This window comes from Paenibacillus hexagrammi (assembly GCF_021513275.1).
Lineage (GTDB): Bacteria > Bacillota > Bacilli > Paenibacillales > NBRC-103111 > Paenibacillus_E > Paenibacillus_E hexagrammi.
Window position 1 is genome coordinate 1,491,561 of the sequence record NZ_CP090978.1, and the last position, 14,455, is coordinate 1,506,015.

The 14,455-nt window shown below is 49.1% G+C and carries 6 protein-coding genes and 1 pseudogene; all 7 read left to right on the top strand.

All coding sequences use genetic code 11. The features are described 5' to 3' along the window. Positions 1 to 23: 23 nt before the first annotated feature. The 7 genes and pseudogenes from L0M14_RS06505 to L0M14_RS06535 all read left to right on the top strand — a co-directional run bounded on the left by L0M14_RS06505 (position 24) and on the right by L0M14_RS06535 (position 14,450). Positions 24 to 4,967 (top strand): beta-galactosidase, encoded by a 4,944-nt coding sequence (locus tag L0M14_RS06505; RefSeq protein ID WP_235121377.1) that lies wholly within the window; start codon positions 24 to 26, stop codon positions 4,965 to 4,967. 59 nt (positions 4,968 to 5,026) lie between these two features. Continuing rightward, the gene (locus L0M14_RS06510; protein ID WP_235121378.1) at positions 5,027 to 5,755 is read left to right on the top strand and encodes a dockerin type I repeat-containing protein; all 729 of its coding nucleotides are present in this window, start codon (positions 5,027 to 5,029) and stop codon (positions 5,753 to 5,755) included. Between the two features lie 176 nt (positions 5,756 to 5,931). After that, a pseudogene (locus tag L0M14_RS06515) lies at positions 5,932 to 9,092 on the top strand (alpha-mannosidase). Between the two features lie 182 nt (positions 9,093 to 9,274). Further along, on the top strand, positions 9,275 to 10,168 hold the full coding sequence (locus L0M14_RS06520) for a carbohydrate ABC transporter permease (RefSeq protein WP_235121379.1): 894 nt from the start codon (positions 9,275 to 9,277) through the stop codon (positions 10,166 to 10,168). An 18-nt stretch (positions 10,169 to 10,186) separates the two neighbouring features. Continuing rightward, complete coding sequence (locus L0M14_RS06525) at positions 10,187 to 11,047, top strand: carbohydrate ABC transporter permease (protein WP_235121380.1); 861 nt, start codon at positions 10,187 to 10,189, stop codon at positions 11,045 to 11,047. Between the two features lie 158 nt (positions 11,048 to 11,205). Further along, the gene (locus L0M14_RS06530; protein ID WP_235121381.1) at positions 11,206 to 12,603 is read left to right on the top strand and encodes an ABC transporter substrate-binding protein; all 1,398 of its coding nucleotides are present in this window, start codon (positions 11,206 to 11,208) and stop codon (positions 12,601 to 12,603) included. 95 nt (positions 12,604 to 12,698) lie between these two features. Next, a complete protein-coding gene (locus tag L0M14_RS06535) occupies positions 12,699 to 14,450 on the top strand; it encodes a sensor histidine kinase (RefSeq protein WP_235121382.1) in 1,752 nt (583 codons plus the stop codon). Positions 14,451 to 14,455 lie beyond the last annotated feature (5 nt).

Below are 14,455 nucleotides of genomic sequence, written 5' to 3' on the forward strand. Positions count from 1 at the left end.
AGGATGAGAAAGGTAGGAGAAGCGTGACTAATTTAGGTAAATATTTTAAAAAAGTAACCGTCAATCTTATGGGTATTACTTTGTCGATCTCGTTGGTGGGGACACCTGCGATCACGTATGCCGATACACAACCGGTCCTCCAAGTAGAGAACCAAGGAACATTTACACTGCCAGCTTCACAGGCTTTAACCGGTTCGCACACCGTTTCCTTCGATCATTATTCTCTTATGATTGATGGCAAGCGTACATTCGTATATTCAGGTGAGTTTGACTATTGGCGTCTGCCAAGTCAATCCGAATGGCTCGATGTCCTGCAAAAGATGAAGTCCGCCGGATTTAATGCGGTTACTATTTACTTCAACTGGGGCTTCCACTCTCCGGCACCTGGACAGTATGATTTCACAGGTATTCGTGATGTGGACAAACTTCTAACTATGGCCGAGCAAGCTGGGATATACGTGATCGCTAGACCGGGACCGTACATCAACGCCGAAACGGATGGCGGCGGCTTCCCAGGTTGGCTCATGAAGCAATCCGGCCGTGCACGCTCATCGGCGTCCGATTATACGCAGGCTTATCAAGAATGGTTGACTCAAATCGATTCCATTATTGCTAATCACCAGATTACAAATGGCGGAAGTGTTATTTTGTATCAAGTAGAGAATGAGTATACGGGCTCGGATTCGACCTATATGAAGCAGCTTGCGGACAAAGCACACGCTGACGGCATCAATGTTCCTTTGTTCCACAACGACAAGAGCGGTCCTAGAGGAACGTGGGCAAGCGGAACAGGTGCACCCGATATGTATGCTTTTGACAGTTATCCAAGTCTTGGCGGTCTTCCGACCTATTACGGAGATTCTCATAATTTTGCTCCTAATAGTCCGATTTTTATTGCTGAACTCGGCGGCGGTTGGTTCGATCCTTGGGGCGGAAAAGGGTTTCCCGCGCTAGCGCCATCGCATAACGAGAATTACGAGAACATTGTCTACAATCACGTGGTTTCGCAAGGCGCTACCATGATGAGCATTTATATGACCTACGGAGGAACGAATTGGGGCTATCTTCCATTTCCTGGGGTATATTCTTCCTATGATTACACGGCGGCGATCAGTGAAAGCCGTCAAATCGGGGACAAATATAATGAGGAGAAGCTTCTTGCCACCATGTATCAAACCCTTACTCCACTCACGAAGACGGATTCTCTAAGCGCTGCTGCTCCTAGCAATGCGAATCTGACGATGAATGCTTTGAAAAATCCGGATACGGGTACCCAGTTTTACATACTGCGGCATAGCAATGCTGCATCAACAACGAAAGACACAACTACACTCAACATGACGAGCAGCGATGGCACATATACCATTCCGCAAAAACAGGGCACTTCCATAGAAATAAACGGACAAGAGTCTAAATTCTTGGTCGCCAATTACGAGCTGGGCTCGGAGCATCTGGTCTATTCGACTTCCAATCTGTATACGCATGTGACACAAGGAAATCGGGATACCGCACTTTTTTACGGCGGGCAAGGGTCTGATGGTGAAACGGTCTTACGGTACGCTTCAGAGCCGACCGTCACGGTTTTATCCGGGGATGTAACGTCGACGTATGATCAGGCAACCGGCGACTTGCGTCTGAATTATACACATGACGGGAGCGCAGCGAAGGTACTTATCCAAGAAGGAGACAAGGAGCTTCTACTGCTGCTGACAACCGAGACAACAGCCCGCACGTTCTGGCGCAGTGATACAGGAAGCGGGGCTGTACTGGTACAAGGTCCTTATTTACTGCGTTCTGCATCGACAGATGTGAATGGAACACTAGCGCTTCAAGGCGACAGTGAGCAAGCGGGTACGATTGAAGTTTTCGGAGCGCCATCCAGCCAGATTACATGGAATGGGGTTGCGATGGAAGCGACGTCAACGCCAAACGGTTCTTATGTATTCTCTGTTTCGGCGCCGGCGTCGATTGCGGTTCCGCAGCTTTCCAATTGGAAGTTTTCCTACGAAACACAGCAAGCAAGCCCGGGCTTCAATGATTCCTCTTGGACTGCAGCGGACCATACGACAACCAACAATCCGACGAAGCCTTCAACTCCAACGGTTTTGTATGCGGATGATTACGGATTCCATCACGGGATGATTTGGTATCGCGGTCACTTCACAGCTAGCGGCAACGAAACAGGGATTACGCTTGACGGCGAAGGAGGAGACAACGGGGCGTACGCGGTATGGCTGAATGGGTCTTATCTCGGTTCTTCCCTCAGCGGTACCAAAAAGTTCACGTTCCCATCTGACATTTTGAACAAAGACGGTGACAACGTAGTAGCGGTCATGGTGCAAAATATGGGGCATGACGAAGATGGCGGGTCTAACGATGCCCAGAAGAGTCCTCGTGGTCTACTTCAGGCATCTGTAGAAGGAGCATCCACATCCATTGCTTGGAAAATTCAAGGAAATCAAGGCGGAGAAACGCTTGCTGATCCAACTCGCGGTGTGATGAATGCAGGAGGATTATTTGGAGAGAACAACGGCTGGGCGCTGCCAGGGTTCCCGCAGCAGTCCTGGAGTGACGTTAGTCTTCCGGATAACTGGTCACAGCGCGGACTCCCTGAAGGCGTTGCCTGGTATCGGACGTCCTTCGATTTGAATTTCCCAACGATGAGCGATGTTCCTCTGGGATTAAACATCAGCGACTCGGATTCCAAGAACTATCGCGCCTATATCTATGTCAACGGTTGGCTTGTCGGCCAATATATCAATAACTTAGGCCCTCAGCATCTCTTTTCCCTGCCGCCAGGTGTATTGAATCCAAACGGCAGCAACGATGTAGCCATAGCGGTCTGGGCGCTTGACGGTACATCAACTGGGCTTGGGCAGGTAAGTCTTCAGCAGCTTGGAAATTATGCAGGCGGCGTTCCTGTGCAAATGAACAATAGTCCAGACTACGGCACGCTGTTCTCCGGCGTATCGCCGACGGTTACAGACAACGCAGTGATGTCACTCACATCACCGTCTACAACCATTGCTGGCGGTCAAACAGAAACGATCACAGGGGTTCTTACAAACAATGGAACTCAGCCTATTGAGGTAAGCAGTGTGAATCTGGATACACCAACGGATTGGACTGTTTCGATAAAGAGCGGGAACGTAAGCGGAAGCCTTGAACCCGGTCAATCGCAAAAGGTAGAGTGGAATGTAACGCCTCCAAGCTACTATCCGGGGTATCTGGTGCAGTTGAGCGCGAACGCGACCTATACGGATACAAAAACAGATCATACAAGTGCCATCCTGTCTATAGGAACGGCAGCAATCAGCTCGACAGCGGTATCCGGCATTACGCTGGATAAGTCGATCCTGCATCTCGTGCCGGGTACCACCATGCCGCTAATCGCAGTCATTACGCCTGCCGATGCGTATAACAAAGCAGTTACTTGGAGTACCTCGGACCCTACTGTTGCAACCGTAGATCAGAATGGGAACGTAACGGGTGTTTCACTTGGAAATGCCGTGATAACGGCCAAGACACAGGATGGCGGCTATACCAAATCAGCCGATATTACCGTGCAAGCGGATCAAACGGCTGTCACGGGTGTAAGTGTGAATACGTCTGAATATCATCTTGCTTCGGATTATTTCTCAGGAACCAACCCATCGGCTTATGCGCCAAAGACACAATTGATTGCAAGCATTCAACCTGTCGATGCGACCAATACACGAGTGACTTGGAGCTCAGACAATCCGTCTGTAGCAACGGTTGATGCATCTGGAGTGGTAACAGGACTTACGGAAGGAAAGGCCACCATCAAGGCGACTACCGTGGACGGCGGTTATTCGGTAACGACTAGTGTGTATGTTCCGACGATCAGCGAAAGCTTTGAAAATCAAACCTCAGGCTCTAATTGGGGTGTCACCAAGGGCAGCACAGCAGGCGCTATAGCCGCATCGGTAGGCCCAGCGTCAGGTGTAACGGGTCAGGTGCTCAATTTCACGGGTGGCGGAACCGGTGCACGCAGTGCTTACAAAACATTAGCCACGCCGGTTGCAAGCAGCAAGGTGGAGCTCAAGTTTGATTGGAATGTAGGGTCCCCTAGCAGCGGCACGGGCCAGCTTCGAATCCAAGACAGTTCCCATCATACGTATGTTGCCATCGGGGTTCCGACAGGGGCGGCTAATCGAATGGTCTATACAACCGATCCTACGTTGATTTCTTCCGGTACTGTGCTTTCGACATCGAATGCCACACAAGTCGCGAGCAGCGGATTTAATACAGCAAACGCTACGTATCATGTAGGTGCAACTCTCGATATGGAAAACAAACTAGTAAGCTTCACGCTAACGAATGCAGCAGATGCAGCGCAGACTGCGACAGTGACGGTTCCGTTTGCAGCTGGCGTCTCCTTCAACAACAACTTTGGCGGACTCGAGCTTTATGCAACACGAAATTCCGGCGCTACCATGTCATGGGCTCCGTGGCTCGACAATTTTAATGTGTATAAGCTGATGTCCGTCAATAAGACGTCGCTGCAAGCGGAAATTACAGCCGCACAAGCATTGAACAGCGATAGTTACACAGCGGAATCGTGGGCATCGCTGCAAGAGGTGCTGAATACATCCGTCAACGTCAGCGCGGACACGAATGCCACACAGGAACAGGTTGATGCGGCGGCAGCAGCACTACACACGGCTGTTACTGAGCTGCAGATTGTATCGGGAGCGCTTCTATCCGGCAGCGATACTGTAAAATCCGGACAGTCGATTACACTGACCTACGGTCTTCAAGGAATTGCGCAGCAATCTTATGCGCAGGATATTACGTTTACCTATGACCCGGATCAGCTGGAATTTGTTTCAGCGGATTCACTGAGTGAACAATTTGTCATTGTTGAGAAAGCTGCAACATCAGGTCAAGTGCGTCTGATTACAGCTAACTTGGGGGAGACCATCAGTCGAACGGAGATTGGCTGACCTTAACGTTTAAGGCTGCATCGACACAGCCGACTGAAACATCGGTAGCCGTATCGAATGTGGTTGTAGCAGACGATACAGGTGCGGAAACACAAGTGAACGGCGCGTCGCACAGCATCCAAATTACAGCTGTAGACACTGCAGCGCTTAGTGAGCTGATTGCCAGCGCTCAAAGCCAGCATGATGCGGCAGTGGAAGGAACGGGTGCAGGACAGTATCCTGTAGGCTCCAAAGCAGCGCTTCAAGGTGCAATTGACAGTGCGAAGGCGGTGCTTGCGAATCCGGATGCGACGCAGGCTGATGTTACCCAGGCGGTCAATAATTTGACTGCGGCACTGCAAGCATTCACAAGCTCTGTTGTAAGCGTAGATACGACGGCACTTCGCACATTGATTGTCAGTGCCCAAAGCCAGCATGATGCGGCAGTGGAAGGATCTGCGGTCGGACAATACCATCCTGGTTCGAAAGCACTCCTTCAAACCGCTATCGACAGTGCTAATGCGGTTCTTGCTAACGCAGCAGTCACGCAAGCGGAAGCAGACCAAGCGGTAACTGCTCTGACGGAGGCGCTGAGAGTGTTCACAGCCTCGGTAGTGCAGCGTACATCAGGTGATGTCAACGAAGACAATAACGTCAGCGTTGGTGACTTGGCACTGGTGGCCGTGGCTTACGGTAAGGCTTCTACAGATGCGGATTGGGATCAATACAAAGCGGCGGATGTTAACGGTGATGGTGTTGTTGACATACTTGACCTTGCAGCAGTTGCGAAGACCATTCTCGAAAAGTAAATGATGTGAAGGGGCGGGGGAATTCCTCCGCCTCTATTTTTTATCAAGCATAGACAGCATGAAAAAATAGATTTCCCCCCTATCAATCATCAGATCGCCTATCACGTCACGCGATGATCATCCGTTACAATATGATTTTACAGGGTGATTACTCAAGGCTTGAAGGGAGAGTTCTTATGTTTTGGACAGTGGAGAAATTACATGCTCGAATTCAGGAATTAGAACCGTTCCGCTATCGCGATGAACGAGTTATAGATACGTTTCGGATCAAACTTGATCCAGATGGTCATATTGAGAGTATCCGTCTGAGGACGGCGACTGGAGTATTATTCGGATAGGGGACCGCTGGAAAGGACGCGATGTCTACTATTGGCTGGCTGCTGATGTAGGAATTCCAGCTGAATGGGCTGGTAGAAAGGTACTCGGCAGGTTTCGATTAGGACAAACCGGAGAAGGGACGAATAGCGGTTTTGAGTCGCTGCTATTTGTGAACGGGGAACCGTATCAGGGCGTAGATTCTAATCATGAGGAAGTGTTTATGCTCGAGAAATTAATAGGATCCGCGGTGCAGCTTCGCTTCCGTTTGTGGTCTGGTTTGGGCGGTTACCAGAATTACCGTGAGATGGAAAGCAAGCTGGAGTTGGCAGCTATGTGCTGGCTAGACGAAGCATGCGATGATCTATACTATACGTCTAAAGCACTGCTGGAGACGGTTCGCATGCTGGATGAGCATCGCCCGGAACGGCATCAGCTGTTGTCCATGCTGGATCGGGCTTATTTGGTCCTTGATTGGTCGAAGCCGGGCAGTGCTACTTTTTACAGCTCGGTTGCCGAAGCTCAGAAGCAGCTGCAAGCGGAGCTCTCAGCCATGCCCAAGCTGCATGCCGTTGTCGTTCAGTGCATTGGCCATACGCATATCGACGTGGCCTGGCTCTGGCAGCTGAAGCATACTAGAGAGAAGGCAGCGAGATCGTTTTCTACGGTTTTGCGATTAATGGAGCAGTACCCGGAGTATGTTTTTTTACAAACGCAGCCGCAGCTGTACGAATATATCAAATCGGATTATCCGCAGATTTATGAGCGTATTAAGCAGCGTGTTCGCGAAGGTCGATGGGAAGCCGGAGGCGCGATGTGGCTGGAGGCAGACTGCAACTTAGCTTCCGGGGAATCGCTTGTGCGCCAGCTCTTGTACGGAACGCGGTTTTTCCGCGAGGAATTTGGCGTGAACTGCAAGTATTTGTGGTTACCGGACGTATTCGGATACAGCTGGGCGCTGCCGCAAATCTTGCGGAAATCCGGTATTGAAACCTTTATGACAACCAAAATCAGCTGGAATCAATACAACCGTATGCCTCACGATACATTCAAGTGGCGCGGCATCGATGGTTCGGAAGTTTTGACGCATTTTATTACGACACCGGATCCCGGTTCGAGCGAAGGAGCTTTCTATTATACGTACAACGGGAAAGTGACGCCGACATCGGTGCAGGGGATTTGGGAAGGCTACCGGGACAAAGCGCTGAACTCTTCGTTACTGCTTGCCTATGGCTACGGGGACGGAGGCGGGGGAGTCAACCGCGAAATGCTGGAGATGAGACGCAGGCTGGATCAGATACCAGGCATTCCAGCTGTGAAAACTGGACGCGCCGACACCTATTTTGAAGAGCTGCAGCAGCAGGTTCAACATTCACAATCCTATGTGCATACATGGGATGGAGAACTGTATCTGGAGCTGCACCGAGGCACCTATACCAGCCAAGCATACAACAAGCGGATGAACCGCAAGCTGGAGCTGTTGTATCGGGAAACGGAATGGCTGCAGGTGATGGGCAGCTTGTTAAACGGGAGCGAACGTGAAGCAGGTGCTGATCCCCATCAGTCCTTACTGGAGGGTTGGAAAATTATTCTACGGAATCAATTCCACGATATTATTCCGGGCTCATCGATTCGTGAGGTGTATGAAGACAGTCGGGCGGAGTATGACGAGGCTCTATCTATGGGACGGAAGGAGTGGGAACGTTCCGTCTCGTTATTAGCTCGGGATCAATCCGCGCGTGAGGTAGTCGTATTCAATAACGCTTCATGGGAGCAGACCCATATCGTGTGCTTGCCTGAAACTACAGAGGTTCAAAATGGAGCTTGGGTGGATGCTCATCATCATCCGCTTGAGTCTCAAATTGTGGATGGAAGACTGTGGGTGAAGGTGGAGAACATTCCATCCATGGGTTACGTTACGATTCGACCGATGGAATCGTCGGAGCCACATACGCAAGCGAAAGCGCCACAACAGGCCGCATTCGACCAACTCGAGAATGGCTTCATCACGCCATTTTACGAAATCAAATGGAATGCAAAGGGTCAAATAGAGAGGCTCTATGATCGTGTGGAACGCCGGGAAATACTCGCCCAAGGCCAAACCGGCAACCGCTTTGAAGTCTTCGAGGATAAGCCGAAGGGCCGGCACGAGGCATGGGATATCGATATTTTTTATACAGAGAAGAAGCAAGAAGTGGAAGATTTGGTACAGGTCGAGGTGACGAGTCTGGGGAGCTTGGCTGCAATCGTACGTTTCAGATGGACGTATATGGAATCTGAGATTGTACAAGACATGGTGCTTTATGCGCATAGTCGCCGCATTGATTTTCGAACGCATGTCAATTGGAACCAGCAGCGCAAATTGCTCAAGGTTGCCTTTCCAGTGCGGATCCGGGCGACGGAGGCGACCTACGATATTCAGTTCGGCAACGTTAAGCGTCCTACCCATTGGAACACAAGCTGGGATTATGCGCGATTTGAAACGGTTGGCCATCAATGGGCGGATCTATCTGAGCGTGGGTACGGCGTCAGTCTCCTGAACGATTGCAAATACGGCTATGATATCAAAGACAATGTAATGAGACTTACATTGATTAAAGCTGCCATGGTTCCAGATCCAACGGCGGATCTTGGAGATCATGAATTTACGTACTCCCTGTATCCGCATGCCGGAGACTGGTATGAAGGGGGAACGGTGCAGGCCGCATGGTCGCTGAACAATCCGCTTACCTGCGCGCCAGGTCGACCTGCTTCAAGCTCGTTCAGCTTGTTCCGCGTATCCTGTGATCATGTCATGATCGATGCGGTGAAAGTTGCGGAGGATCAAGACGCGATCGTCTTACGCGTGCATGAATTCGCTGGTAGAAGAGGGCAAGTAGACATTCAGAGCGATGCTGCCATAGAGTCCTGGCAGGAATGCGATCTTCTGGAGCGGCCGCAAGGAGATATGCATGCTGCGTCCTCGATTTGTATGGAGATCAAGCCTTATGAGATCCGGACATTTTTGATTCGATTTAAGTAGTTTTCGTGAACATGCCGCAAGATTACCTTGCGGCATTGTTTGCGTTTACTGCCAATTCCACATCGGATCCGGTAACTGAAGACAGTTGAATTGGCATACGGACACAGTTGAATTACCACTCCCGCATGTCTGTGAGCTTGTAATATGCTTAGACTACATTAAGTTGAAGGAGCAGATATGATATGCGCAGAAGGAGTTCCCTATTCAATTCCTATCTCTTTATTTTTCCAAGTTTGTTTTTAACCTTAGCGCTGGGAATCTACCCGCTGATTTGGGCGTTTCGCTATATGTTCTACGATTACCAGGGCTACGGCAAAGAACGATTTATCGGTATCGATAATTTTACAAGGTTGCTGCGCGATACAGAGTACTGGCATTCCGTGTACAACACGCTTATCTATGCGAGCGGCAAGCTGATTATCGTCCTGCCGCTGTCCCTGATCCTGGCTGTTATTTTGAATCGCGGTATCAGAGGAAAAGTATTCTTGCGTGCCGTGTATTTCATGCCAACGATTATTAGTACCTCTGTCATGGCCATCGTCTTCTTTACGATTTTCAATTCGTATAACGGATTGCTGAATCAATTCTTGCTGAAATATGGCATCACCTCCAAAGCCATCGATTGGTTGGGTCCGGATTATGCGATGCTAACGGTGATCATCATGGCTGTATGGGGAGCCATCGGTAATTACATGCTCCTGTTCATAGCCGGTTTGCAAGGGATCCCGGATGATTTGTACGAGAGTGCATCCATTGACGGAGCTAATGTCGTGCAAAAGTTTTGGTATATCACGATCCCTCTGCTCGGACCTGTTCTGCAAATGATTGTGATGCTCGCCATCATCAACGCTCTGAAAGGCTACGAAAGTATTATGGTCATGACCGAGGGCGGACCTTTTGGCAAAACAGACGTCATGTATCTGTATGTGTACAAATTGTTCTTCCCAGTGTCGGCGGCCAGTCCGACTGTTCAGCAGATTGGTTACGGCAGCGCTGCAGGCTTTGTAACGGCGCTCATTGTCGGTGCAATTACCATACTATATTTCGCAATGTCCAAACGATTGAATCAGGATTAACAGGGAGGGTATACAAGGATGAGCAGCATGAAATCAAGCGGTTTTCAGAGCGGCCGCTTTATTGGGCAGAGTATAAAATGGATCTTTCTGATAGCGGTAGCCTTTTTCACGATATTTCCGATTATTATGGCGATGCTCGGTTCGGTCAAGACGAATGCGGAGCTGACAACAGGGGCTACCATACTGCCTACAGTTTGGCAGTTCGCCAACTACGCCACGGCATGGGAAAAGGCGAATTTTTCACAGTTTACATGGAACAGCCTCTTTATCAGCTTAGTGGTAACGGTCGGAACCCTGCTTGTGGCAACCATGTCAGCTTATGCAGTGGATCGGACGAAATTCCCGGGCAAACAAGTGTATGTAGCGTTGCAGGCGAGTACGATGTTCATATCCATTGGCGCCGTGGTGTTAATGCCGCAGTTCAATCTAATGGTGAAGCTTGGTTTAAATAAATCGCTCTGGGGTGTTATCATCATCTTGATCAGCTCCCATGCCGTGATCTATTTTATGCTGATCGGCTTTTTTAAAGCGATTCCGAAAGATCTCGATGAAGCTGCCTATATTGACGGCTGCAATTTCTTCACGGTGTACTGGCGGATTATTCTCCCGTTATTGCGTCCAGCACTCGGCGTCACAGCCTTGTTCACGTTCCGGGGCGCATGGAATGAATATATCCTGCCGTTGGTATTCACGATGACGAATCCGAAGCTCCAGACATTAACAGTTGGATTAGCAAATTTACGCTACGGAATAGGCGCGGCGGCAGAGGCTCATCTCATGATGGCCGGAGCTTGTCTATCTTTCCTGCCTATCCTCGTCGTCTATGTGTTGGCGAATAAATCGTTCATTCAGGTAACGGCTGGAAGCGTTAAAGGGTAATGTCCCACCATACGATATAGTGATTTTCCCCCACATGGAAAGTTGAATTGTCCTTCACGGTTGAAGGTGATAACGGTTTAATATGAACACAGCAACAGGTTAGATGCTAAATCATTTGCAAGGAAAAACAGGAGGGTGTTACGAGATGAGTAAAAAAGATGGTAATGAGTGCGCTGCTTGGCGCTGCGATGGTATCTTCCCTAGCCGCATGCGGCGGACAATCCGATCAGCCCCAAAGCACGGGCACAGCAGCTTCAAGTGAAGCGCCGGCAGCTTCTGGGCAAAAGACGAAGCTATCCTACTGGACGATTGACCGTCACGACGCGGATTACATGAAGGATGTCATAAAGAAGTTCAATGAGACGAACAAGGACAACATTGAAGTTGAGATGACAGTTATGGCGGACAACTTTAACCAGTCGGTAGATATCGCCTTTGCCAGCAAGCAAGCACCAGATATCTTCCGGACGAACGATTTCTCCGGTTTTGTAAAGAAAGGTTACTTGCTTCCGCTTAACGATATGATGACGGACGAAATGAAGCAGCGTTACGGCAATTTGCTTGTGGAAGAGAGCAACATGGTGGATGGAAAAGTGTATTCACTTCCAAACACAGGGCAATATTGGAGATTGATTTATAACGTAGACTTGTTCAAAAAGGCAGGCATCAATGAACCGCCAAAAACGATTCAGGAAATGGTTGACGATGCTAAAAAGATAACCGAAGCCGGTAAGGATATTGGCGCTTACGGCTTTGCAGAAAACTTCAAAAATCCGGATTCCGCTTTCGGACGAATTGCGAACCCGATTGGATCGCTTAGCGGAACATCTGTCGTAGACGGTTACAACTACAAAACAGGACAATTCGATTTTGCGGCTGATAAGCCGATCGTCGAGGCACTTCGCCAAATGAAGCAAGATGGCAGCATGCTTCCTGGTGTCGAGTCCTTGGACATCGATCCTCTGCGTGCGCAGTTCGCTGCTGGGAAAATCGGAATGTATTTCAACCACTCCGGTGAACCAGCTGTGTATCAAAGCCAATTCCCGACCAAAATCAATTGGAGCGCGGCACTTCCTCCGACGATCGACGGGAAACAGCAGGGTACGGTTGCCATTGCGAATGCAGGCAGCTATATTGGTATCAATCATGACACACCAAACAAAGATAAGGCTTGGAAATTCCTGGAGTACATTTACAATCTAGACTTCCAGAAGGCTTATCATGAAAAGGGTCTTGGCATCTCGATTGTTCCAGATGTGAACGCCGTCGCACAAAAGCCGACCATGCCGGGGATTGAAGGCTTCCTGCCAACCAAGTTTGACGGCTTGTATGCCCCTACACCGCTTGGTGCTACGGAAACGAAGGTTGAAGGAGTGAAAATCGGCAGCGTGATCATCCGCTACATGCTTGAAGGCGGAGATTTGGATAAGATTCTGGCTGATTTGACTGCACGCTACAATGCGGGATTGGAGAAAGCGAGAGCCGCTGGTGAAACAAAAGCAAAAGCTGACCCAAGCTTTGATCCTAATAAACTGCAAGGCAGTCTTGCCAAATAAGCAATAGAGTTACTGGATACAATAGGGAAATCGGGGGCGCGCAGCTGCAAGCAGCGCGTCTTTCACTATTACCGCTGAGAAAAGGGGGAGACAGCTTGAAAACATGGTATTATCGGCTTTCACTCCGCCGGCGGTTGTGGATATTAGTTCTGATGCTTACCGTCATTTCCATCTCACTCACAGGTACGATGTCGTATTGGATTGCCTTTCGGTCCACGGAAAGCGAAGCGTTCATCTCCAGTCAGAATACGCTCAATAAGTCTGCGCTGGCACTCGACGAAAAGCTGAGACATATCATTGTCACGACCTCATCCATGATGCTCAGCGACGCTTTCAAGAACGCGATGGAGGACGTTGTAGCGAAGAATACAGCATCTTATTATACACGGCTTACTTCATTACAAACGCCACTTGGGCAGATGAAGCTGATTGAGCCTTCCATTCAATCGGCATTAATCTATACGCCGGTTGGCGAGCTGTTTGCTACGAACGATCTGCGAAATGGCCAGATTGGATTTAAGGATTCCTTGTTTTCACGGTATTTGAGCTTACAAGAGCGGGTTACGTGGGTTGAAGATCATGAGGATCCCCTATTCCAAGGACGTCAGAGGGTCATATCGTTAGTAATGAAGCCCATAACGGAAGCGGATGTAAGCGATGTTTATGTGGTAGTTAACGTCAATGAGGATGCAATTAGCAAAGTGATTACAGATGATTTGCTTGACCAAGCCCGCAGTTACTATTTAATTTCTAAAAACGGTGAAACCGTACTGCCGCTAAGCAGTCCTGCAAGCTTATTTCAAAATGATTCTCATTTCTTAAGTCAGCTGCAAAGCGCGGATCGCGGTTTTTTCAAATACGAGAATGACGGCAGTAAATATCTGGTCAATTATTCGCGCCTCTCCATGACCAATGATTGGATGATGGTTAGTGTGCAAAACCAGGAGGATCTGCTTCGTCATGTGAATCGCATTAAAACGACGACACTCTGGATCATGCTTGGCTGCGCGATACTGGCCATCGTGATGTCCAATATTATTTCGAGCTTTCTCTTAAAGCCGCTGCACAAGCTTCAGGGGCTTATGAAGAAGGTAGAGCACAATAACCTCAGTGTGCGCTTCAGCAGCAAATATGAAGATGAAGTGACCCAAGTCGGATTAACGTTTAATCGAATGCTAGGAGAGATTTCTTCCTTAATTGATGAAGTGAAGGAAGCCGAGTCAGAGAAGCGTAAGATGGAGGTTAAAGCGCTGCAGGCGCAGATCGATCCGCATTTTTTGTATAACACACTCAACACGATCATTTGGAAGTCGGAGACATCACAGAACCAGGATGTTACGGAAATGATTACGTCACTCTCTTTATTGTTCCAGTTTGGCCTTAATGGCGGCAACGAGATGACCACCTTAGCCAGGGAGATTGATCACGTCAGGCAGTATCTGATTCTTCAGCAAAAATGCTATGAAGACCTGTTCGAATATTCGATCGAGAAGGAAGATGAGTCTTTATTAGATATACCTATATTGAAAATTATCTTGCAGCCTCTGGTGGAAAACTCCATTCTCCACGGTTTTCAAAGCATGGAGGGGAAAGGGATCATTCGGATTTCGATTTGGAGGACCGGAGATGCTCTGAATCTGCAAGTGGAGGATAACGGTGAGGGCATGGATGTCCGGTCCGTCGACGCCGATATGCGTAGGGAGCAATCGGCACGCAAGAGCTATGCGCTTCGCAATGTATACGGAAGATTACGGCTATACTACGGCAATCAATCTGATATCAGCTTAAGCAGCGAACCTTATGACTCCACCATTGTGAAACTAACGATACCATTGACAGGCGAGTGATAAGC

Bases quoted from the DNA above. Each gene is read 5' to 3' on its own strand.
- L0M14_RS06520 (WP_235121379.1), top strand. From the start codon at position 9,275: ATGCGCAGAAGGAGTTCCCTATTCAATTCCTATCTCTTTATTTTTCCA.
- L0M14_RS06525 (WP_235121380.1), top strand. From the start codon at position 10,187: ATGAGCAGCATGAAATCAAGCGGTTTTCAGAGCGGCCGCTTTATTGGG.
- L0M14_RS06530 (WP_235121381.1), top strand. From the start codon at position 11,206: ATGGTAATGAGTGCGCTGCTTGGCGCTGCGATGGTATCTTCCCTAGCC.